Source organism: Leptospira bourretii, from assembly GCF_004770145.1.
In the GTDB taxonomy this organism is placed as follows: Bacteria; Spirochaetota; Leptospiria; order Leptospirales; family Leptospiraceae; genus Leptospira_A; species Leptospira_A bourretii.
The window spans coordinates 272,973-295,747 of the sequence record NZ_RQFW01000016.1; the positions used below are offsets into that span (position 1 = coordinate 272,973).

The window sequence follows — 22,775 nt, forward strand, 5'->3', positions numbered from 1 at the left end:
TTTGATGGAAGGGATGTTTCATAACAAAGTTCAAATATTCAAGTATAGTTCCTCCCTACGCAAGATAGTTTTGTTTGGTTTGACAGGACTTTTGTCATTGGTCTTTTTCCACCATTGTTCGGAAGAGGATACAAAAGAATCCTTGTCCAAGGTAAATGATCTTCCTTGGGAAGGGGATGTGGCCTCCATTCCCAATGCCCTTCGTATGAAAAATCCAGTGGCAGACCCTTTGGCAAAGAAGGGGGGAAGGATTCGAATTTATTCTCATCAATTCCCAAAATCTTTGAATTATTATTTGGACCAGTTTACAACCACTGCAAGGATCTTTACCAGTTTGTATGAACCACTCACTGGATACCACCCACTGACATTGGAAACCATTCCTCATCTTGCAAGAGAGTGGAAAATTTCTCCCGATAAAAAGAAATTTACATTCTATTTAGATCCGAATGCGAGATGGTCCGATGGAAAGGCTGTGACTGCTGATGATGTGATTTTTACTTATGACACCATTATGAATCCCAAAAATGGAACAGCAGTGTTTCGTGTATCATTGTCTAGATTTTTAAAACCTGTGAAGTTAGATGATTTAACCGTTGTTTTTGAAGCAAAGGAAGTTCACTGGAATAATTTTAATGATATTGCTTCGTCCATTTTTATCCTACCAAAACATCATTTCGAGGGAAAAGATTTTAATAAGGAAAATATGGAGTTTCCAGTTGTTTCGGGTCCTTATAAAATCACGGAAGTGAAAAAGAACCGTTATATCAAACTAGAAAGAAGAGGGGACTGGTGGCAAAGGGCTTATCCTTTCAATGAAGGTCGCAATAACTTTGATCAAATTGTTTATAAGGTTTATAACGAAGAAGCTGTGGCGCTCCAAGCCTTCAAAAAGGGAGATATCGATATTTATCCTGTTTACTCTGCTTTTGTTTGGGTGGAAGAAGCCAAAGGAGATGCTTTTGATAAAAATTGGATCGCCAAACAAAGGATCTTCAATTTAAAACCAATCGGATTCCAAGGTTGGGCGATGAACTCAAGGCGTGCCATCTTTTCCGATAAACGAGTGAGAGAAGCTATGAATTTACTTGTCGATCGCAAACTCATGATCGACAAACTTGCGTATGGTGAATATGATCCAACGAACAGTTATTATCCTGATTTTTATTTAGGTGGCGAAAAAAATCCAAACCAACCTACAGAATTTAATATTGAAAAAGCAAGGAAACTTTTGGCAGAAGCTGGTTGGAAACCGAATGCAGAAGGAATTCTAGAAAAAGATGGAAAACCATTTCAGTTTTCTATTTTAGATCGAGATAAAAAAACAGAAAAGTATTTCACTGTATTTTTAGAAAAGGCCAAGGAAGTCGGAATCCGCGCCTCTATCGACACTTTGGATTTGGCTGCTTGGAGTGAACGAGTGGATAAATATGACTTTGATATGACCTGGGCTGCTTGGGGGTCCGGTATATTTAAAGATCCTGAATCACAATGGCTTTCTAAATATGCGGATGAAGAGGGGCAACCAAACTTACCTGGATTAAAAATTCCCGAAGTGGATAAACTCATCGAAAGGCAAAAAACAGAATTTTCTGTTACCAAACGAAATGAAATCTTAAAACAAATTGATCGAATTGTTTATAAAGAATACCCTTATGTTTTGTTATGGCACTTACCAAGCACGAGACTTCTTTATTGGCAAAAGTATGGAGTTCCTAATTTGCCTTTGGGTAAATATGGGGACGAAAGTTTTTCTTCAGACTACTGGTGGTATGATGAAGAGAAAGATAAAAAATTATCAGATGCCGTTTCTCGAAAGGAAAAATTTTCAGATTACGAAGCTGTTGTTCGTTGGAAGTAGAATTTAGAAGTGTCTGAAAAAAAGGGCCCGATCAAGGGGATCCGTGATCGGATCACACAACTGTGGAACCAATATCCAAACTGGGGAAAAATCCCCCAGTTTTTGGAACTTTTGGAGAAAGGTCTCGACAAAGAGTTGTTTGTCGATCCTGACAAAAAAGAAATCCCTATACCCATTGAGGACCTTCCTGTCGATGAAGTATTACGAAAGTCAGGTTTTTTTCGTAATCTTTATGAAAAACTTTTTCCTGTTTCCCATGTTTTTCGAATCACCTACCGGTATGATCGTGAATTTTTAGATAACTTTATGCCTTTGTCTCAAAGTGGATACATTGGACGCGGATCTTATAAATTTGTTTACCAACTACCCTGGAACCAAGTGGTCAAAATTGGAAAGTCCAAGTTACCTTCTGATGCAATTTTTGGATCTTTGTTCAAAGAAGTTGGCAAAGACCTTTCTCGGTTTTTAAAACCGGAAGAGATGGAGTTACGAAATTTTTTAAAAAACCAAACCTCTCGTGATTCCAAAAAAGATGAAATCGATTTTAAATTCAAACGTTTGGGTCTAGAAAGATTACATTATTGGAAACTAAAGTCCCTCATCCCCGACTTAGTGGTACCCACTCGTTTTTTTATGGGAATGCGAGTTAGAAACAACCCCTTTGGAATTCCTAATGTCACTTTAACACCTTGCGACCAACAACCATTACTCGCCGGTAAACATTTAAAAGAATTTACCATTCGCAATGAAAAATTGGATCAAAATCCAATTTTGGATAAATTTTTTCCCAAGTGGAAATTAAACTTTGATTCTCATAGGTTTGGTGTCATTTCAAAATCCAAACTAAAAAAAATCGCAGTGGACTTCAATCGTGTGATTGAAGTTACAAAGTATTTGGCCGAAGAAGAAAAGTTGATTTTTGATATTCATGCAGAAAATATCATCATCACATTACCAGACTTTGAGTTAAAAATTTTTGATTTTCACGTTTTTGATGATTATTTGTATGAACCTTCCGAAGAAAATCCAACTCCAGAGATGGATCACATTCAAATCATTGAAGAATTTATCAAATCATTCGAACTGGACTAATCCATGTTGTTTTTGAAACGAAACCTAATATCCTTTTACATTCTCTCTTTTGTTTTTTTTCTTTTTGCCGTTTATCAAACTTTCAAGTGGAAGTGGATCTGCGATGACGCATATATTAGTTTTGTTTACGCAAGAAATTTGTATGAAGGCTCAGGACTTGTATTTAATTTAGGAGAAAGGGTAGAGGGTTATACAAACTTCCTTTGGACTCTTATCCTTTCCCTAGGGTATTTTTTAAAACTAGAACCTCAATTTCTTTCTCTATTCCTTGGGATTTTCTTTTATTTAATGACTCTTTTGGTTTTCTTTTATGAAGAGAATCGTATCTCCTTCGGCAAAATTTATCCCCTCCTTTTGGTGCATTTGGCATTATTTTTTCACCTTCATATCTTTGCCACTTCGGGATTAGAAACTTCCCTTTTTACATTTTTAGTCTGTTTCGGGTTTCTTTTGTGGGAAAAGGAAAGTGACTTTCTTTTTTTACTTTTTTTCCTTTCCGCACTCGTTCGTCCCGAAGGAGCACTTTTTTTATCCATTGCCTCCCTTGATTGGCTCTATCGAAGGAGAAGTGGGAAACCCATTGTATTCTGTATTTTGTTTTTAGGATTTTTATGTTTTCGTTTTTTTTATTATGGAGATTTCCTTCCGAATACTTTTTACGCAAAAGGAAATAAGGGAGCCTATTTTTCCCAAGGGATTTATTATCTTCTTTATTTCTTAAAGTCCTATCCTCTTTATTTTTTCGTATTTGTTCTTTGTGGAATTCAAATGTATAAGACCTTTTTGGATCGAAAAGAATATCGATTCCTTCTTTCCTCAGTTGTTTTATACATCCTATATGTTTTGTATGTGGGTGGAGATTTTATGGGGATTCGATTTTGGATTCCCATTTTACCCTATCTCTCCTATTTGGCATTTCGAAAAATTCATGAATGGGATATGGATTCTCAAATTGAATCTCAAAAAAAAACATTATTTTTTCGATTCTATGCAAAAAACCAAATCCTTGTGGCATTTTTATTTATTTTATCAACAGCAGTATACACTGATCCTCTAAAAATAAAAGGAACAAGGATTCCTGATTGGCATGGAATCGTCGAAGAACGAATGTTTTATGAGGATCATTTGATTCGAACTTCTGGCTATGATATAGATGCACTTTCAGATTTCCGTGTAGCCTTTTTTGGTGCGCAGGCTCATTTTATTTATTATCTAAGACCTTTATTTGCCTTTGAAGCGGAATCAGGTTTAACAGATCGGGAATTTGCAAAAAAGAAAGTTAGAACTCGGGGAAGGATTGGCCACGAAAGTGAATTGGAGTTAAAAGATTTACTCGACAGAAAGATCGAGATCTTACTCGACAATCGACTCCATGGATTTACTTTTCCTCATATCGAATATACTTGGAGAAATATTCCGATCAAATTTTATCTTTTATCTTATAACCCAGAAAAAATGGAATCCCTCTGTGAACGTAAACATTGGAATTGTTCTGATTTATTCCAAACATTTCAGAAGAATCATTGGGACAGAACCAAACCAAAATCTTTTGTGGAGTAAAATGGAATACTACAATAGGGAAATCGCTGTTTCTTACGGGAAAATCAAATTGGGAACGGCCGGCAAACTAAGTTTAGTTGGATTAAAGGAACTTTATCCCTCCTACCCTAAAGATCCACAATCTTGGAAAGATTATACAGAAGATTGGGCAGAGAAGGAATGGACACACAAATCGCCAAATATTGTGACCCTCAATCAAATCCATGGTGATTCTATCCATCAAGTCAGTACAGATTCACTTGGAGAAGAGGCAAAATCGAACTTCATTTGGGAAGGGGATGGGTTATATACTGAATTACCGAATCAATTGCTTGTGGTTCGCACAGCAGATTGTGTTCCTGTATTTTTATATTCCACTAAACGACCGTTTGTTGCCATCATTCATTCTGGATGGAAGGGCGCAAACCTTGGCATTACAGAACGAATGTTGGAAAGAGCCATCGACATTGGTTATGCGCAAGATGAGCTTTATATGGAAATTGGTCCTTATATCCAAGGATCTGATTATGAAGTTGGAATTGACGTTGCCAATTTTTTCTCTGAGATAGGGGAAGAGGTGTGCTTCCCCAAGGGAAACGAGAAGTTTTTACTAGATGTGGGACTTGCGATAGAGAAGAGGGTAAAAGAAAAATTTCCGAGTTTAGGTGGAATCAAAAATTCCCATATCAATGTTTACAAAAGCCCTCTTTACTTTAGCCATAGAACTAAAGAAGAAGGCCGGAATTTAAATTTTATACTTTGGGAATCTTAAGTAAAGTTTCCTTAATTTTTTCTAGGATTTTTTCTCGTTTGATAGGTTTGACAATATAATCCATCGCGCCATTTTCGAGAAGTGCCTTGATCACTGAAGGTGTGTTTTCTTCGGAGATAAAAAGAATCCTTGGAAGAACTCCCATTTCTTTCATGTCCCAGAAAGCAGCATAACCATCGACCTCAGGTAAAAAAATCTCAATGGTCACAAGATCAATCTGTTGGCGATTGTCTTTGTACATTTGCAAAAGTTCTTTTCCCGTTTCGGCAACTCCTATGATTTTGAAACCTTCCGATTCCAAAATTTGTTGGAGTTGTTTTGATTGGAATTTGGAATTCTCAGCAATGAGAATTTGGTAAGGTCTGCCTGTCGGTCCGATGCCTGTTTGCATAATAGTTCTTCCGTAGTTTAGCCAAGTGCCTTTTCGATTTCAACACCAATTTCTTTCGTACCGAGGACGGATGTGCCTTCTTCGGCGATATCTCTTGTGCGAAATCCCATCTTTAGGACCGTTCGAATGGCATTTTCAATTGCCACAGCCTCGTTTTCCAATCCGAAGGAGTATCGTAACATAAGGGCCCCCGAAAGGATTTGAGCGATAGGGTTTGCGATTCCTTTTCCAGCAATGTCTGGAGCCGAGCCACCTGATGGTTCATAGAGCCCAAACCCTGATTCAGAAAGAGAGGCCGAAGGTAACATTCCAATGGATCCAGTGATGATGGAAGCTTCGTCCGATAGGATATCTCCGAACATATTTTCACAGAGCATCACATCAAATTGTTTTGGTTTCACGATGAGCTGCATCGCTGCATTATCTACATAAAGATGTTCCAAAACACAATCCGAGTATTCTGCTTTATGAAGTGCGACTACCACTTCCCGCCAAAGAACCGAAGTGGTTAATACATTTGCTTTGTCGATACTGGTTACTTTTTTATTTCGTTTTCTTGCGGCATCAAAGGCTGTGCGTGCAATTCGTTCGATTTCACGCCGAGAATATCTCATTGTGTCGAATGCAAATTCTTCGGGTCCACTCCCTTCTCTTCCTTTTGGTTTTCCAAAATAAATTCCCGATGTTAATTCCCTAAGGATTAAAATATCGAGTCCATCCCCGATAATGTCACCACGGATGGGGCTTGCTTTTTTTAATTCTGGATAGATGATCGCCGGACGAAGGTTGGCAAATAAATCAAAATGTTTTCGAAGTGGAAGTAGGGCACCACGTTCTGGTTGTCTATCGGGCGGAAGGGTTTCCCATTTGGGTCCACCCACAGATCCAAAAAAGATAGCACTGGATGATTCACAAAGTTTAAGGGTTTCCTCAGGAAGGGGAAATCCTGTGGCATCGATGGCTGCTCCACCAACTAATGCATGTTCAAAGGTAAATTCGGAAGATTTGTTTCCTAATGCTTTTTTGACCACTGATAGGGCCACATCCATTACTTCTGGTCCAATTCCGTCACCGGCAAGTACTGCTACTTTTTTCATTTCATATCCTTTAATACTGATTCTAAAATATCCAATCCTTCTGTCGCTTTTTCGATGCTTAAGATGAGAGGAGGTATAATACGAATGACATTCCCCGCTGTGCTATTCACAACAAGCCCACGTTTCAAACATTCTTCTACAACGGGTCTTGATTCGGAATACAATTCCACACCAATATGTAAACCTCGTCCTCTGACTTGTTTGATTTTTCCTGTTGATTCCATCATGGTTTTCAAACGGGCAAACATTTGTTCTGAGATGGTCGACACATGGTCGAGTAAGTTACGTGATAATATGATTTTGAATGTTTCGTAGGCGGCAACGCAGGCCAAATGGTTTCCGCCAAAGGTGGAACCATGCATCCCTCGTTCTAAAATACCTTCGTATTCTTTGGCTACTACAAGAGCACCAATCGGAAAACCAGAACCAAGTGCTTTTGCGAGAGTAAAAGCATCAGGATACATTCCGTAATGTTCAAAACAAAACATCTTTCCGGTTCTACCCATTCCTGTTTGGATTTCATCGAACACAAGGAGGGAACCCGTTTCTTCTGTGAGTTTGCGAGCTAAGTTGACAAACGATTGGCTAAGCGGAATGACTCCACCTTCCCCAATGATAAGTTCCATAATGATTCCAGCAACAGAGTCACCATACTGTTCGAAGGCTTGGATGAGAGAATCTTCGTTATTGGCTTCCACAAAGTAAACATCAGATGCCAAATCGCCAAATCCAGAACGAACGGCTTCGTTTCCTGTCATGGTCATGGCAGAAAGAGTTCTTCCGTGAAAGCTCGAGTGGAGGGCAAGGATCACTGGTTTATCAATATTTTTTTTCACTCCATGTCTACGCATGAGTTTGAAGGCAGCTTCGTTTGCCTCAGTTCCTGAATTACATAAAAATACTTTTCCAGGAATACTATTTTCGATTATGACCTCGGCAAGTTTTGCCTGTTCTTCCGAATAATAAAGATTAGATGAATGGAGAATTTTGTCCATTTGGTTTCGCATGGCTTCAATTAAATCCGCTTCTCCATGTCCTAAATTGGAAACGGCAATCCCTGCTAAGAAGTCAATATAACCTTTGCTATCTTGGTCGAAGATCATCTCTCCCACACCATATTCAAAAGCAACCGGATAACGGTTGTATGTGTTTAAAAGATACTTGTCAGAAAGTTTTTTGATTTCTTCAAATTTGGTTTTTGTATCGTTACTCATTTTAGACCTGCTAATTGTAAAAACTCTGTTTCTGCCCTAGAGATTTCTTGTCCGAGAGAATCCCAAAGTCCTGAGATTTCTGATTGTTTTTTCGGTTTTTTTAGAGAAGCAAAGGAAGAATACACTTTTACCTTTGGTTCGGTTCCCGAAGGACGAATGGTCAGTTTGGCATTTCCTTCTAGTTCCACTTGGATGACATTGGATTTTGGCATTCCTTTGAACATAGAGGCCTTAGCTTTTCCATCCGCTTTTTGTGTTTCGTAATCAAGGGCTCCGACAACCTTTCTTCCACCAATGATTTTCCCAATTAAGTTTTCCGACCGAAGTGTCTCGATGGATTTTTTAATTTTGTCTTGGCCAGAACTTCCTTCTAAAGTAAGTGAATACAAACTTTCACGATACAATCCGTATTTCAAATAGATAGCATCCAAGTAAGAAAGGAGGTCACCTTTTTCTGCAAGGATTTCTACAAAAAGTAAAGCACTCGAGAGAGAATCTTTGTCCCGAACAAAGGGTACTGGCAAATATCCATAGGATTCCTCACCACCAAACAAGAAGATATTGTTCTTCTTTTTATCAATTTGTTTCATCTCTTCTGCAATATATTTAAATCCAGTGAGTACGTTTTTGATTTTGATTCCATTTTTTTTGGCAATCGCTTCTTGTAAGTCCGTAGTCACAATGGTTTTTACCAAATGATAGGTTTTGGTTTTCGATTTTTTTCGTTCCGATAGGTATGCTGCCATAATGGAACCAATTTGGTTTCCATTTAGGTATTCATATTCTCCATCGGGCCGGCGAACTCCCACACCCAGTCTATCCGCATCTGGATCTGTGGCAATGAAAGTGGCAGCCTTTTTCTTTTTGGCGTGAAACTCACATAAGGCGAGAGCTTCTTTTTCTTCAGGATTAGGATATTTTACAGTTGGAAATTCCCCATCTGGTTTTTTTTGTTCAGGAACTAAAAATACAGATTTGTATCCAAAGAAATTTAACATTTCTTTCATATAATCTCCACCAGTTCCATGTAACGGTGAATATACGATCCCCAGATCATTTCTTGTTTTGGGTTTGACCGAAGATAGAATTCCTGCTTGTTTTAAATCCTTTAAGTAGGTTTTGAAAACAACTGGTCCTACCGGTTTTACGAATTTTTTATAATCTTTATCTGTTTTACTGACAAGGGGAATGGTCGACCAATCGTTTATCCCACTAATCCTTCCTATGATGAGAGAATCATCCGGGGGAACCAGTTGTCCTCCATCCGCAAGATAGGCTTTGAATCCATTATATTCTGGTGGGTTATGCGAAGCAGTGATGACAATCCCACCACTGGCTTTGTAATAACGGATGGCATAAGAAAGAAGTGGGGTAGGTGTCACTTTCGGAAAAATAAAAACTTTTACTCCCAGTCTGGCACCAATGCCTGCAGAGAGTTCTGCAAATTCTTTAGAGAGTCTTCTCGAATCGTAAGCAATGACAATCGATGGATCTTTTTGTGTATCTCGTAAGTAACTGATAAAACCAAGGGCAGCACGACCCACCGTATAGAGGTTCATCTTGCCGATTCCATTTCCAATTTTCCCCCGAATTCCTCCCGTTCCAAATGTAAGGGGGACAGCATAGGAATCTACGAGTTCGGAGCTCTTTCCTTCCTTCCAATCTTCGTAAGCCTTTTTGGCTTCATTCTGGATTTCCGATGAAAAAGGTGATTTCGTCCAAGATAGGATATTGTCTTCTGGTTTCAACATAGCTTACATACTAGTCTTTTGAAGCTAAGTAGTCTGGAAATCAATTTTGGAACCTAGAGAATTTTTCATTGAAGATCGATTGGAACGATTTCGCTTAAAGGCATTTTGCAATTTAGGTGAAAGTGGGCTTGGTTTTTTTCGTTTAGAAGAAGTGCTAGGGATGGCAAATATTTCTTTTTCTGACCTTCTCGACCTTCCCATGAACGATGCACCGAACCAAGGTTCCCTGGAACTGCGCCGTGCTATCGCCAACCTCTATCCCGGAGTTTCACCCGAACAGGTGCTTGTCACAACAGGAACTGGTGAGGCCTTGTACTTAGCATTTCATATGATGGTAAAACCCAAAACCAAGGTGGCACTCATTTGGCCCGCCTTCCAAGCTCTCTATGAAATTCCAAAAATGCTAGGTGCCGAAATCATCCCAGTCCCACATGAATCTGCATTCCTTGCCTCTACTTGGAAAGAAATTGAAGCTGATCTTTATATCCTTAACCATCCTCACAATCCTACAGGAAAAACTTTTCCAGATGCCGAATGGGAGAAACTCCTCAGTTGGTTTCGGGAAAAAAAGAAACTAGTTCTTTTTGATGAACACTATCGTTTTTTACCGGGAGAGGGTTCTCTTGGAAAAACGGGAGTGGATCCCAATCATTCTTTTTATGGAACAGGTTCCTTTACCAAATGTTTTGGAGTCACAGGTCTTAGGGTCGGATGGCTTGTCGCAAAAGAATCTTTTGTACAAAGGGCACGTTCTTTTAAAGACTACTTAACTCATACTGTTTCCCCCATATCCGAAAAAATTGCCCTTGGACTTTTGGAAAACAAAGAATCGTTTTTACCTGGGATCCAAACACGGGTGAGAAACAATATTGTTAAGTTTACTTCCCAATGGAAGGAACTCCCCCATGCCAAAGACTTTACGACACCAAAAGGGGGACTTGTGGGTTGGCTTATGTTAGAGCCGAGTATATCTTCTGAAGCATATGCCGATAGGCTTTTTGAAAAAACAGGTGTATTTGTTTTGCCTGGATCTAATTTTGAAGAAGAAGGTTTCCTTCGGATTGGATTTGGGGAAACGGAAGAGCGAATGGCAGAAGGCCTAAAGCGATGGAGTGAATGTACGGATCTCATTTAAAGTCTAGTTTACAATTGTTTCCAGGAATTGGTGAAAAAAAAGAGAAACAACTGTTTGGTGTTGGAGTATATGATTGGGCATCTCTCCTCCAATACCAAAATCAAAAAAACGATCCGCTGCTTCCTTCTGTTTCCATTTTAGAGGAACGAAGAGAAGAATTAGAACACGAACTATCCGAAGCCAATTTTTCTTTTTTTACCAATGAACTTCCAAGCCTTGAATACTGGAGGCTTTGGCAAAACTTCCCTGAACGATTTTGTTTTTTAGACATTGAGACCACAGGAATCTCCGAATCCTCTGTCACCACGGTTGTGAGTCTCTATCAAGACAAACGGATGTTAACGTTTGAAAGAGGAAAGGACTTAGAATTTCTTTTTGATTCCATTTCTCCAGAAGATATTCTTGTGACTTACAATGGGAAAAGATTTGATGTTCCCTTTTTAGAAAGGGAATTTCGTTATCGCGTCAGCAATCCCCAACTTGATTTGATGAATCTTTTGCATTCTATTGGAATCAAAGGGGGATTAAAAAAATCAGAAGTGATTCTTGGTCTTGTTCGTCCAGAAGAGATTGCAGGGATGGATGGAAGGCAAGCCCCTTTGTTATGGTTTGAATACCAAAGAACAAATAACAAAGAAGCTTTGGAAAAACTAATTGCTTACAACAGAGAAGATACTAAAAACTTGGAAATTGTTTTGGAAAAAACGATTGATCGCCTAACAGAAAATCGATTGTTTTAGTGTGGCCCGTACATATACTCTCTGAGTATACTCATTTCTGCCTGTGTCCTGGTCAGTTTGGTTTTGACTGCGTCTCCAATGGAGATAAGACCAATGATTTTATCACCGTCAAGCACTGGCATATGGCGGAAACGTTTGGTGATCATATTATTTAAGATATCATCCACGTCTTCATCGGGTCCAGCCACGGTGAGTTGTGTTGTCATTACATCTTTTAACTTGATTTTGTCTAGGTTGGCATGGTCTTTGGCAACCACTCGCATCAAATCTCGTTCCGTAAAGATTCCTACCAATTTTCCTTGGAAGGTAACAATCAGAGATCCTACTTTCGCACCCACCATCATTTGGGTGGCTTCCAATACATTTCTATCTTCTTCGATGGAAAGAACAGAGGACGCTTTGTCTTTTAGAATATCTTTTACGGACATGTCTCAAGGTTTATAGGAATTCTAACTAGATAGCAAGAAATTTTTAAGATGGTGGGGAAAGGGAAACGGGTTTTTGGAGCGTATCGGGATCGAACCGATGACCTTCTGAATGCAAATCAGATGCTCTCCCAGCTGAGCTAACGCCCCGTTTCTTTATGGGCCTGACAAGACTTGAACTTGTGACCCCTCGCTTATCAAGCGAGTGCTCTAACCAACTGAGCTACAGGCCCGGGATACGAACAGTATTTTTCGAGAGGGGTCTATGGGCAATCTTTTTTTAAGATAATTTTAAGAAAGAAATCTGAAAAATTTAGAGTGAAATTTCTAATATCAGATCATCTAACAAGAGTAATGCCTGTGGTTTCCATTGAAAGATTTCATTTTCAATCGAACATAAACCTTTTTTTTCCCAACCTTCAATGGTTCTTAAGTATTTGGATTTTGATTTTGTATCCAAATACGTTTCTATAAAATCCAAATACCGAAAAGGAGAAAAGAGCCGAAATAAGGTAAGACTCAGTTCTGTAGAAGGATCGATTTTTTCATACTTAGTGGATGTTTCTTTTCTCTGATAGAGAGTAGCATTTCTTGGATTGCCATACCTATGCCCTGCAATCATCCCATGCGCTCCCGGACCAATCCCCAAATAGGGTTCATAAGTCCAATACTTCAAATTGTGTAAGGATTCAAATCCTGGTTTGGCATAATTGGAGACCTCATACCAAAGGTATCCCTGTTCTTTTAAAATGTTGGGTAACTGTGTGAGGATTTCTGATTGGAGGTTTTCTTCAGGTTCCGACTTTTTATGGTCTGTCACATCACGAGAATACTGGGTTCCTTTTTCTAAAGTTAAGGAATACAAACTCAAATGGGGAAGGCCCGCTTTTAAAAATAGATCTAAATCTGATAAAAAAGATTCTTTTGCGACACCGGGAATTCCATACATCAAATCGATTCCCACTCGTTTGATGGGAGATTTGGAAAGCACATCCACAAGAGAATGGTAACGATCTTCATCATAATGACGACCGAGGAATTCGAGTCCCTTTTTTTCTAAGGTTTGGACACCGACATTCACTCGGTTGATCCCGATGGAATGGTAATTCGCAAGGAGTTCTGAACTTAAATCTTCTGGGTTTACTTCGATGGAAATCTCTGGGTTTTCCGAAAAAGAAAACTCGGAACGTAAAAAATCTAAAAGGTTTTTCCAATGTTCAGGTGATGCTTTCGAGGGAGTTCCTCCACCAAAAAATACAGTATCGATGGTGCGTTTTTTAATTTCAGGAAAATGTGAGATCCTATCTAAAATTTCTTTTTGGTATGATTGGAAAAGAGACTGTTCATCGTTAGCTGGTGCGGCTCCAATCCCCTCTGAATAAAAATCACAATAATCGCATTTTTTAAAACAGTAGGGGAAGTGGACATAGACTCCCAAATAGGAATTTCGGACTTGCCAGATAGATTGTTTGTCTGCTATTTTCATGAGTATGAAAGGGTTTTGGATGGTTATTCTATTTTTGGGAATCTCTACCTTTTCGATCCTTTCACAGACAGTTGTAGAACCAAATCAAAAGTTTGTTTGGGAGACTTTTTCTTTTGTTTTTCCCGAACCTGTGGTGGTAAAATTAGAATCTACCACAAACAAAAAACTCACCGTTTATCCTGCCAAACGAGATGGATTTTTTATGGTGGTACGAACACTTCCTTGGAACGAACCATTAATGGACAAATTTCTTTGGAAAGAATCCGTTTTTACTCGGGGAATTGAACCCAAAGAAATCCAAAAGACTTTTGGGAAACTCAACTTCCAAGTTTTCCAGGCCGACCAAATTCGTAACCAAAATGCCCTTCGCAACCAAGTTTGGATTAGCCTGGATACCAAACCTGCATTGTGGATCTGGATCCAATGGAAAAGTGATCGTAAAGACCTTACCGACTTCTTTGAATCCAACCTGTTTCTTTCGCTTTAACGTCTAATCTTTTGTTTTATGCTTGTCTCTACTTATTTCCTCGAAAGATTGGAAGTCAGTGGGGCCTATAGCTCAGTTGGTTAGAGCAGCAGACTCATAATCTGCGGGTCGAAGGTTCGAGCCCTTCTGGGCCCACAAAACAGGAAAGGTAACGATATTCTATGGAGTTTTATGAAGTAAAAATCTCTGATATCAGCCTGACCAATGTGGGTTTTGCTGTATTCCTGCGTCCGAAAGATTCGGAAGACAAACGTGTGGTTCCCATTTTCATCGGACCACTGGAAACTCATTCCATCACCACAGTCATTGATGGAACAAAACCCCCAAGACCAATGACACATGACCTTATGTTGTACATGTTGACTTCTCTTGGTGCCACAGTTCTCAAAATCACCATCGAAGAAATCATCGATAGTACGTTTTATGCCAAAATCCAACTCCGTAAAGACGAAGAGATCATCACATTGGATGCAAGGCCTTCTGATTCGATTGCCCTTGCCTTAAGGGCCAACGCTCCCATCTATATCGCTAAATCTGTGTTAGACGAAACTGGGATTATTATGAAAGAAGATGAAATCCAAGGGGATAGTATTTCTTCTGAGAAAAAAATCCAAGCTCTGCCAAAATCAAATCTTCAAATTCTAGAAGAAACTTTGGAGAACGCTTTAAAAACAGAAGATTACGAAACAGCAGCAAAGATCAGAGACCAAATCAAAAAGCTCATCGAAAATAGTTGACCTTTCGTTCTTCTCTTAACTATGTCACATAGAAAATCCGTACATTCGAATTTTTTAATTGTAATCCCATATCGATTTTCCTAAACTTAGATTCCAAAAATAGGTGCGTTCGCCCTTCGATAGGAAAGTTGTATGGAAAAATTGGTTATGGATGTTGTCAATGCTGGGATTGCTCTCTTTCGTTCTGGAGAAGAAAAGTTAAAAACAGCAGTTGTTGATTTAGAAAAAGTTTATAATGATCTAAAGTCGAAAGGGGAATTGGATAAATCCGCTGAGTCCCAAAAGATTCGTGACCTTTTAAGCAAAACGATTGCTGATGCACAAGGTGCCATCGGAAAAACAAATGCTAGTTATGACGAAGTTCTTGCAAAACTTCAGGCAAATTACCAATCAATTTATCAACAAATTGATACGGCAATCCCTCCTCAAGTGAAAGAAAAGTTAAAACAAACGTTAGATGAATTAAAAGTCCTAATCGAAAAAGCAAAATCGAAATAAGATATTTCGTTTTTGTCCTGGAAATTTAAGAAAAAAGCCACAGAGTTTTCTGTGGCTTTTTTTATTTGTTTTTGGAGAGTAGCCTAGATGAGTACGTCCCCAAAACGAATCAAATTCATTCTTTTCCTGATTGTTTTTACGGACATGATGGGTTTTTCCCTCTTGTTTCCTTTGTTCCCCAAAACCTTAGAATTCTTCTTATTAAAAGGTGATGATGCTTTGTTCAGAATGTTCTATTCTGCAGCAAACCATTTGTCTTTTGGCGGGGATACAAAATACACCTTTGTATTGTTTGGTGGAATTTTGGGGAGTATTTACAGTTTTTTACAGTTTATCGCAGCACCAGTTTGGGGAAGATTTTCTGATCACTCGGGAAGGCGCGCCATTTTACTTTTTACAACCCTTGGAAACACCATTGGATATATCCTTTGGTTGTTTTCCTCCCAGTTCTGGATGTTTGTTCTCAGCCGCGTGATTACGGGAATGATGGGAGGAAACTTATCTGTGGCCTCTGCCGCAATGGCCGACCAAACCGATGAAAAATCTAGAGCGGCAGGGATGGGGTTCTTGGGAGCCGGAATTGGTCTTGGGTTTGTGATGGGTCCACTTCTTGGAGGGATTAGTTCGCAGTGGAATTTTTTGGACTCCTTTTATAAGGAAGGTTCGATGGTCGTGTTTCCTGCTTCTGCTTTATTTGCGATTCTTGTTTCGCTTCTGACTGTCATTTTGGTTTTTGTTTTTTTACCACATAACAAACCGGAAGTGGTTCCAGAAAAAGAAATCCATCCATTTTTATCTTTAAAGAAAATAGAATCTCGAAATTTGGTACGTATTTCTTTATTAAATCTACTATTTGTTCTTAGTTTTTCTGGATTTGAATTTGTTGTGAATTTTTTTCTTTCTGATACCTTTCAATTTTCTCCCAAAGAGATCGGATTTACTTTTTTATACATTGGAATCATCATCATACTGGTGCAAGGTGGGGTGGTGCGGAGACTTTCTGGAAAAATTTCAGAAAAACGAATTTCTCTTTATGGGGCAGTCCTTGTCGTGATAGGAATGGGCCTTCTTGTTTCCTTTGGAACCAATTTCCCAGGGCTTTTTGTTTCCTTATTCTTTTTGGCTTTTGGAAGTGCGCTCGTCAATCCAGGATTATCTTCTTTTGCTTCATTAGAAAGCGGAAAAGGGGATCTCGGACGATCCCTCGGACTCTTTCGAAGTTTTGGTTCCCTCGGAAGAGCCGTCTCTCCTGTCGCATTCTCTTTGTTATACTTTCAAAAAGGACCAAACTTGGCCTTCTTTGTATCTTTTGTCCTTCTTGTTGGATTTGGATTTTTACTGTTTACACAAAAAGAAAAAACAACTTAAAGAAAAGATTCTAACTTGGCACGAAGCATGGGAAACATCAGTTTCTCATCTAACTTCTCACCAGTAAGGGAAGTGCGGAGTAGGAAACTATCTCGGATTTTACCGTCAAAACTATTGGCGGTAAAACTAATGATATCGATTCCTAAGTGATAGAGAGATTCCGTAATTTGAAATAGAATTCCTGGAGTGTCTTTCATACGCAAATCCATAACAGTAAAATCAGAAGAGATGGGATTGTAAAGTTTGAGTGTTGCTTCAGAATCTCCAATTTTACGAACAAGGACTTCTTCTTTTGCATTTTCTCTTAAATACATCGCCACCGTTTTTCCCTCATAAAATAGAGAATAAAGGTCGGTTCTGATTTGAGAGAGAAGTTCTTCTGTCATTTCTCCCCCATCCCAACTGCGGATCACAAATAGATCTTGGACATGTCCATCACTTGCTGTTTCTGCCACCGCTTCTAAAATATCCCAACGATGGTTGTAGAGGACAGAGGTGACCCGGTAGAGGATCCCTAAATCATCTTGTGAAAGAGAAATTTTCAGTAGGGTTGTATCCTTTCTTGGAACACAAGACACGTGTAGGATGGGTTTTTTGATTTCTTGTATTGTCTGTGCCATAGAGCTCTCCCTTAAAATCGGCATTCTGCTTAGAACGTAAACAATCGGTGGCCGGAAATGCCCGGGCCGGTTCTAAAACATCCGTTCTCTAAAGAAATTGCAAAAAAGATGCCAAGTATCGCTTAGAAGGAAAATTTTGCACCGACCATCACCGATTGGACATTTGGTGCGACAATGGCTTCTACGGTGAGTTTGGTGATGAGGGCATTGATTTCAATTCCAGCGATCAGGAAGTTTGTGGTGTTGGGAGCTTGGGCCTTTCCACTCAAGTCCATGGTAAGAGTTCCCGTTTTGGTTTGTCCGAGAGCAGATGCCGGGATGAGAGCAGCAATCTCCGGAGAAAGCGAAGCTGAAATGGCAGCAGAATCCAAAGCCAAAGTCAATGGACCAGAACGAGATAGATTAAGACTGGAACTTCCAAAGTTCATAGAAGCTCCGGCTCCTGCAAAGATCGTAAAGAAATAAAACATCCGAAATCCAGTACGAATGTCAACGGGTACGCTTGTTACCGTACTTGAGTAGTTGAAAGTAGTGGATCCACCCCAAGTTCCGATCGCTGGGCCAAGTGTTAGGGATTGTGTTTTTTTATCATTATAAGTGACATCGATTTCTTGTCTTTGGTAGTGAAGCCCAAGCCCCATAGAGATCCCAGAAAATTCAAATAGTCCAATTCCATCTGAATAGTTTTCTATGATATGGAATCGTAAAGTGAATCCACCAGTGGTAATGTCTCCACCAAGTTCCACGTTTTTATTTTGTGATTCAACCGCCTTTTGGACATCCCCTTGTGCAAAGTTGAATTTAAAACCATGTAAGTACAAATTGAACCGATGGAGGAAGGTTTTGAGTTCTGGCTCTGTATCGGATGGTCCTCCTCCCATAAGCCATCCCAAATTTACCGCCACTACAAAGTTTGGTGCAAGAGATGCCCCAACGTTGGGAAGTTTTTGAAAACTTAAATTTTGATAAGCCACATTGATGTCTTCTTTTTGTTGGCCGGCGACAGTCATTCCCGCCCCCACTTGGAATCGATTGACTAGCCCTGGTCCCATCAATGAGGAGTTGATATTGGAAATCACTGCCGCTTCAGACATTGTCGCAAGGACTTTGTCTGTGTATTGGAGTTGGAGGGCTGTGTCCAAACTATTGATCTGTGATTGGATGGATGCGGGCAAAATGGTACAAGCATCCCCTGTACAGGTTACTTTTGCCTGGACGGAACCGCTTGGAATCAGGCCAAAACAAATGGTGCAAAAAAAGATACCAATACGGAATTTCATGTCGTCCCTAGTATACCAAATATCGGAGATTGGTCTATGCTTTCTTAACAAATGGAGCCCATTCTATTTCCTAGTTTACAGACAAGAATTTGTAGAGAACATAGAAGCATGGCACCCATCCAAGAAAAGCGGAAACATGTCCGAGTACAACCACTAGAAAAAGAACCCGTTGAAATCCATTTGATGGGGACAGCCCTCCTGGATGTCCTAAAAGCAAGTGACATAAGTTTGGGAGGAGTTGGGGTCATTGCGCCCAACCATTTTGATGAATGGGATATGAATGAAACAGTTGAAATCCTTGTGGCTCTCCCAGGAGATTTGGAAGACTTTTTAGCCCGTGGTGTGATCAAACAAATTGGCAAAAAATCAAAAGAAACGGGGCTTTATGGGGTTCAGTTCACTGAAATAGGTCCCAAAGGAAAACAAGACCTGCAAGTTTACGTCAATCGTATGATTCGTCAAGGTCGCGAAGTAAAATAATCCCAGCCGCACTTTAGTTAGTGGCCATTTGTTCATAGAATACCTTTGTGAAATCAACATGACTATTTAAACTTATTTTTTGATAAATAGGTTAGAATAGTTCTAATATTTTTTATTTACAATTAATTTCAAATGTTAGTATATATTAATGTTTGGAGGTAACTGTATGGCAATGTTTCGACTATCAGGTGTTTCTAGATTAGATCAACTCAAAATATACGCACCGATATTTTTGCAAAACTTAGAAGATTCTCATAAACGAGAATTGATGATCACAGACCAAGCCTCTAAAGTACTTTCCACACTTAGAAAACTTTGTGTACCCGATTTAAACCAAAGTTATTTTGCCTTCCAATTAAATGCAGATTCTATAAAAGAAAATGAATTGAAAGTCTATGGAAAGGCAATGGTTTCATTCATCCAGAATTTATTAGACAACCATTTAGCAATGCCAATTTTTTATTTAACCAGAGTAGAGGAAGAGGAAACTGCAAATATAATTCCATCTATTTCCCAAACGATTGGTCCCATCCAAGTAGAATTGGCTGTTGTATCATATTCTGGTGATAGGTTCGAAGAAAAGTATGCATTGGCCTTTAATGCAATTGCCACCAGATCCTTTGTAAATCTTCAAAACTTTTTAGTAGATAATTATAAGTGGGAAGCTTCCGATTTTTTCCAAGTAACTAAAGAAGTCTTAAATTCAAAACCATATTCTATCATTCGTCAATTACTAGAGGAGTTTGAAACCCCCTTTGGCATTCAGTTGGAATTCAAAGAAGAGTTGATAGAATATTTGGAACAAGGGTTTCTTAATTCTGAAATTTATTTTTTTATCCCTCATGTTGGTTGGATTTATTTTGATACAACAGACCCAATTCAACAAGAAGCAGAATATTCTCCTTTTTTCGAACAAACGATTGTACCTTATCTTTTAGAATTAGAACCATCTTTGAAAGAATCTTCCGATTTAATGAAAACCAAAATTTCTGAAACAAAATTTGATGAACTAAGAAGTAAAACTTACTTACCTCAAATTGAATTTGCCGAAACTGTTGGATCGATTCTTTATCAAGAAACCACACCGGTAATGGAGTTTGTTAAAATTTACCATTTACTTTGTGTTAAAGCAGAAAAAATCTCTGAAGAAAAAGCAGAAAGAGAGGCCAAACAACATTTTGATATTTTATATACGATGATGAAAATGGGAGATAATTTCATCAGTCGATTTTTATTAATTGGTCAAACATTGTATTCTGGAAGGGATCGCGTGATTGAGGCACTAAAAAGTGCAGATGATGTGATGCACTGTGAGTATTATTTTAATTCGACATTTTATTGGGTTTTTCTTTCAAAAGATTTAGATTCCGCATTGATTGTATTAGATAAAATTATCGAACAATATTATGAAGGAGATCATACACTTTATATATTTGAGGTGCTAATGGAAAAACATCCAGAAGTGAAAAAAAGTTTTTTAAACAATCGAAAGTTTAAAACTTTGTATAAAGTTGCAAAAAATACAGTTTATTGGAAACAAGTTTCCATTTTTCATCGATTGTTTCGATTTTTTATCGGTGATGAATTTCCGGCCGATTGGGAAAAAAGTATCTTATCAAAGGTCAAATACACCCAAATGAAAGCTAAGTATCTACCTCGGGTCAATAAAACGAAACCTGCCTGAATTCCTTTGGTCCGCTAATATTGACTTGCCAAAAAAAACTTTTGTTATCATTTGAGAGATAACCGTTAGGGGTGCTGTTTCCTGTCACAATGATCATTGGGGCAGGGGTTGGCTGAGAAATACCCTTTTTGAACCTGATCCTGGTAATGCTTGCGAAGGGAAACGTGAAAAAATGAAGAAATTCAGATTAAGGTTTATTCCTTAGTTTTTTAGGATAGAGTTTTTCTCTCTGTTTTTGCTTTCTCAAGTTTTGTCCATTGGGTTAGGTCCGGTTAAGGAAAACTCATTATGGAAACAAACTCCACCCATCCCATCACCATTCCAGAAACCACCATAACACTTTCTAACAATACTAAGTTTCAATCTTACCGAACGGAAGGTATGTTTTGTATTCATGAAAATGAATACGATTATAAAAAAGGAATTCCTAAACTCCGAGAACCTTGGATCCAAACAAGAGAATCGAGAGGAGATAGGAATTTTTCCCAACTCTATTATGCCAAAAGAGATATCATCACAGAAGAAATGATGTATGTGGCCAAAAGGGAAGGGATGACTCCAGGGTTTGTTTTGAATGAGGTAAAAATTGGCCGGGCCATCATTCCATCAAACAAACGTCATACGGAACTAGAGCCAATGATCATTGGTAAAAAGTTTTTGGTCAAAATCAATGCCAATATCGGAAATTCAGCGATTCTTTCTTCTATTGATGATGAAGTAGAAAAACTTCGTTGGTCCTTACATTGGGGAGCAGACACAGTGATGGATTTATCTACCGGAAAAAATATCCATGAAACAAGAGAATGGATCATTCGAAACTCTCCAGTCCCGATTGGAACTGTTCCTCTCTACCAAACTTTGGAAAAGGTAAAAGGAAAGGTAGAAGATCTAAATATTAATGTATTTTTAGAAACTTTGGAAGAACAGGCGGAACAAGGTGTGGATTATTTTACCATCCATGCGGGAGTTCTTCGGGATTATATCCATCTAACAGACAAAAGAATCACAGGGATTGTGTCTCGAGGAGGGTCCATCCTTGCGAAGTGGTGTCGCCACCATAAAAAAGAAAATTTTCTTTATGAACATTTTGATGCAATTTCTAAAGTCATGCAAAAGTACGGAGTTTCCTATTCTTTGGGGGATGGACTCAGGCCCGGTTGTATCAATGATGCCAATGACGAAGCTCAGTTTGCCGAATTAAAAACATTGGGAGAACTCACAAAACGTGCTTGGGCCGATGATGTCCAAGTGATGGTAGAAGGACCGGGTCATGTTCCCATGCATCTCATCCAAGAGAATGTCCGTCTCCAAGAAGAGATTTGTATGGAAGCACCTTTTTATACACTGGGGCCACTTGTGACAGACATTGCTCCGGGTTATGACCATATCACTTCGGCCATTGGGGCTGCGATGATTGCATGGTATGGAACGGCTATGCTTTGTTATGTGACACCCAAGGAACATTTGGGGCTTCCAAACAAACAAGATGTTAAGGACGGGGTGATTGCCTATAAAATTGCAGCCCATGCGGCCGATCTTGCCAAAGGACATCCCGGTGCTAAAGAAAGAGATGATCTCCTAAGCAAAGCTCGATTTGAATTTCGATGGGAAGACCAATTTGCACTATCTCTTGATCCAGAACTCGCACGTTCCTACCATGATGAATCCCTTCCACAAGATGGAATGAAAAAGGCACATTTCTGTTCTATGTGTGGCCCTCATTTTTGTTCGATGCGGCTAACTACCGACTTACGAAAAGAAACGGAAGAAGAAGTGGGTGCAGTAGAATCGAAAGAATAGGTTGAAGCTTTTTTGGATTTGGATGAGCTAAGCTAACCGATGTAAATTGGCCCGGAGTCCTGAATGGGACTATCGGGTTTTGGTAAGATCCCTTCTAGGGAATAAAAGAAGCAGTGGTTATCCACCGTTTCTGATTTTTACGTTATAAATGAATATCTCTAATTCTAAGTTTATTTTTTGATAGAACTACAAACTTCCAACTAAATCGCTGCATCTTTCTTTTAAAAGAAAGTCCAGAGATTGGAAAATAGCAAATAAATCATTTGAATGGTAACGAAGAAGAATGATTCCATTGGAGTATTCTTTAAGTAGCTAAAT

At 39.0% G+C, this 22,775-nt stretch carries 21 protein-coding genes and 3 tRNA genes; 14 read left to right on the forward strand and 10 right to left on the reverse strand.

The genetic code is table 11. The annotated features are described in order from the left end of the window. Positions 1 to 13: 13 nt before the first annotated feature. Genes EHQ47_RS11570 through EHQ47_RS11585 form a run of 4 tightly spaced genes read left to right on the forward strand, consistent with a single transcriptional unit; the run spans position 14 to position 5,264 of the window. On the forward strand, positions 14 to 1,861 hold the full coding sequence (locus EHQ47_RS11570; protein WP_208727429.1) for an extracellular solute-binding protein: 1,848 nt from the start codon (positions 14 to 16) through the stop codon (positions 1,859 to 1,861). 30 nt (positions 1,862 to 1,891) lie between these two features. Continuing rightward, entirely contained in the window at positions 1,892 to 2,953 is a 1,062-nt protein-coding gene (locus tag EHQ47_RS11575) for a hypothetical protein (RefSeq protein WP_244290332.1), read from the forward strand. Between the two features lie 3 nt (positions 2,954 to 2,956). After that, positions 2,957 to 4,513 carry a hypothetical protein gene (locus tag EHQ47_RS11580; RefSeq protein WP_135746640.1) on the forward strand — a complete coding sequence of 519 codons (1,557 nt, stop codon included), beginning with the start codon at positions 2,957 to 2,959 and terminating at the stop codon, positions 4,511 to 4,513. 1 nt (position 4,514) lies between these two features. Further along, positions 4,515 to 5,264: a purine nucleoside phosphorylase YfiH/LACC1 family protein gene (locus EHQ47_RS11585; protein ID WP_135777227.1), complete on the forward strand. Its 750-nt coding sequence runs from the start codon at positions 4,515 to 4,517 to the stop codon at positions 5,262 to 5,264. Here the strand turns inward: EHQ47_RS11585 and EHQ47_RS11590 are convergent. The 4 genes from EHQ47_RS11590 to EHQ47_RS11605 are packed head-to-tail and all read right to left on the reverse strand — an operon-like array spanning position 5,245 to position 9,717. Continuing rightward, positions 5,245 to 5,655: a response regulator gene (locus tag EHQ47_RS11590; RefSeq protein ID WP_004785265.1), complete on the reverse strand. Its 411-nt coding sequence runs from the start codon at positions 5,653 to 5,655 to the stop codon at positions 5,245 to 5,247. The two genes, EHQ47_RS11585 and EHQ47_RS11590, sit on opposite strands and share 20 nt — an antisense overlap. A gap of 17 nt (positions 5,656 to 5,672) precedes the next feature. Further along, complete coding sequence (gene leuB / locus EHQ47_RS11595) at positions 5,673 to 6,752, reverse strand: 3-isopropylmalate dehydrogenase (RefSeq protein ID WP_135746639.1); 1,080 nt, start codon at positions 6,750 to 6,752, stop codon at positions 5,673 to 5,675. After that, complete coding sequence (locus tag EHQ47_RS11600; RefSeq protein ID WP_135746638.1) at positions 6,749 to 7,966, reverse strand: aspartate aminotransferase family protein; 1,218 nt, start codon at positions 7,964 to 7,966, stop codon at positions 6,749 to 6,751. The genes leuB and EHQ47_RS11600 overlap by 4 nt, the downstream gene beginning before the upstream one ends. After that, positions 7,963 to 9,717 (reverse strand): phospho-sugar mutase, encoded by a 1,755-nt coding sequence (locus tag EHQ47_RS11605; protein ID WP_135746637.1) that lies wholly within the window; start codon positions 9,715 to 9,717, stop codon positions 7,963 to 7,965. Before EHQ47_RS11605 ends, EHQ47_RS11600 begins: the two co-directional genes overlap by 4 nt. A 46-nt stretch (positions 9,718 to 9,763) precedes the next feature. On the opposite strand from EHQ47_RS11605, the gene EHQ47_RS11610 reads away from it, so the two are divergent. Beyond that, positions 9,764 to 10,852, forward strand: coding sequence for a pyridoxal phosphate-dependent aminotransferase (locus EHQ47_RS11610; protein ID WP_135746636.1), 1,089 nt, complete (start codon positions 9,764 to 9,766; stop codon positions 10,850 to 10,852). Next, positions 10,834 to 11,592: a ribonuclease H-like domain-containing protein gene (locus EHQ47_RS11615; RefSeq protein WP_135746635.1), complete on the forward strand. Its 759-nt coding sequence runs from the start codon at positions 10,834 to 10,836 to the stop codon at positions 11,590 to 11,592. The genes EHQ47_RS11610 and EHQ47_RS11615 overlap by 19 nt, the downstream gene beginning before the upstream one ends. Here EHQ47_RS11615 and EHQ47_RS11620 read toward each other — a convergent pair. The 4 genes from EHQ47_RS11620 to hemW form a co-directional block, all read right to left on the reverse strand. Next, complete coding sequence (locus tag EHQ47_RS11620) at positions 11,589 to 12,020, reverse strand: CBS domain-containing protein (protein ID WP_004786810.1); 432 nt, start codon at positions 12,018 to 12,020, stop codon at positions 11,589 to 11,591. The genes EHQ47_RS11615 and EHQ47_RS11620 overlap by 4 nt on opposite strands. Positions 12,021 to 12,094: 74 nt before the next feature. Next, positions 12,095 to 12,167, reverse strand: a tRNA-Ala gene (locus EHQ47_RS11625). A 9-nt stretch (positions 12,168 to 12,176) separates the two neighbouring features. After that, positions 12,177 to 12,250, reverse strand: a tRNA-Ile gene (locus tag EHQ47_RS11630). Positions 12,251 to 12,330: 80 nt separating this feature from the next. After that, on the reverse strand, positions 12,331 to 13,503 hold the full coding sequence (gene hemW / locus EHQ47_RS11635; RefSeq protein ID WP_135746634.1) for a radical SAM family heme chaperone HemW: 1,173 nt from the start codon (positions 13,501 to 13,503) through the stop codon (positions 12,331 to 12,333). A 19-nt stretch (positions 13,504 to 13,522) separates the two neighbouring features. Here hemW and EHQ47_RS11640 point away from each other — a divergent pair, with 19 nt between their 5' ends. The 5 genes from EHQ47_RS11640 to EHQ47_RS11660 all read left to right on the forward strand — a co-directional run bounded on the left by EHQ47_RS11640 (position 13,523) and on the right by EHQ47_RS11660 (position 16,593). Continuing rightward, a complete protein-coding gene (locus EHQ47_RS11640; protein WP_244290326.1) occupies positions 13,523 to 13,990 on the forward strand; it encodes a hypothetical protein in 468 nt (155 codons plus the stop codon). Positions 13,991 to 14,051: 61 nt separating this feature from the next. Then, positions 14,052 to 14,125: transfer RNA gene (locus EHQ47_RS11645), tRNA-Ile, on the forward strand. A gap of 26 nt (positions 14,126 to 14,151) precedes the next feature. Then, positions 14,152 to 14,727: a bifunctional nuclease family protein gene (locus tag EHQ47_RS11650; RefSeq protein WP_100719440.1), complete on the forward strand. Its 576-nt coding sequence runs from the start codon at positions 14,152 to 14,154 to the stop codon at positions 14,725 to 14,727. Positions 14,728 to 14,859: 132 nt separating this feature from the next. Next, positions 14,860 to 15,225, forward strand: coding sequence for a phasin-related domain-containing protein (locus tag EHQ47_RS11655; protein WP_004785784.1), 366 nt, complete (start codon positions 14,860 to 14,862; stop codon positions 15,223 to 15,225). Between the two features lie 87 nt (positions 15,226 to 15,312). After that, on the forward strand, positions 15,313 to 16,593 hold the full coding sequence (locus EHQ47_RS11660; RefSeq protein WP_135746632.1) for an MFS transporter: 1,281 nt from the start codon (positions 15,313 to 15,315) through the stop codon (positions 16,591 to 16,593). Here the strand turns inward: EHQ47_RS11660 and EHQ47_RS11665 are convergent. Continuing rightward, on the reverse strand, positions 16,590 to 17,213 hold the full coding sequence (locus tag EHQ47_RS11665; protein WP_135694994.1) for a hypothetical protein: 624 nt from the start codon (positions 17,211 to 17,213) through the stop codon (positions 16,590 to 16,592). The two genes, EHQ47_RS11660 and EHQ47_RS11665, sit on opposite strands and share 4 nt — an antisense overlap. A 122-nt stretch (positions 17,214 to 17,335) precedes the next feature. Further along, a complete protein-coding gene (locus EHQ47_RS11670) occupies positions 17,336 to 18,493 on the reverse strand; it encodes an Lsa36 family surface (lipo)protein (protein ID WP_135777229.1) in 1,158 nt (385 codons plus the stop codon). Between the two features lie 108 nt (positions 18,494 to 18,601). On the opposite strand from EHQ47_RS11670, the gene EHQ47_RS11675 reads away from it, so the two are divergent. From EHQ47_RS11675 to thiC, 3 genes are all read left to right on the forward strand, one after another. After that, positions 18,602 to 18,973, forward strand: coding sequence for a PilZ domain-containing protein (locus EHQ47_RS11675; RefSeq protein WP_135777230.1), 372 nt, complete (start codon positions 18,602 to 18,604; stop codon positions 18,971 to 18,973). 166 nt (positions 18,974 to 19,139) lie between these two features. Further along, the gene (locus EHQ47_RS11680) at positions 19,140 to 20,657 is read left to right on the forward strand and encodes a hypothetical protein (RefSeq protein WP_135750077.1); all 1,518 of its coding nucleotides are present in this window, start codon (positions 19,140 to 19,142) and stop codon (positions 20,655 to 20,657) included. A 288-nt stretch (positions 20,658 to 20,945) separates the two neighbouring features. After that, complete coding sequence (gene thiC / locus EHQ47_RS11685; RefSeq protein ID WP_135748460.1) at positions 20,946 to 22,457, forward strand: phosphomethylpyrimidine synthase ThiC; 1,512 nt, start codon at positions 20,946 to 20,948, stop codon at positions 22,455 to 22,457. The last annotated feature ends 318 nt before the right edge of the window (positions 22,458 to 22,775 follow it).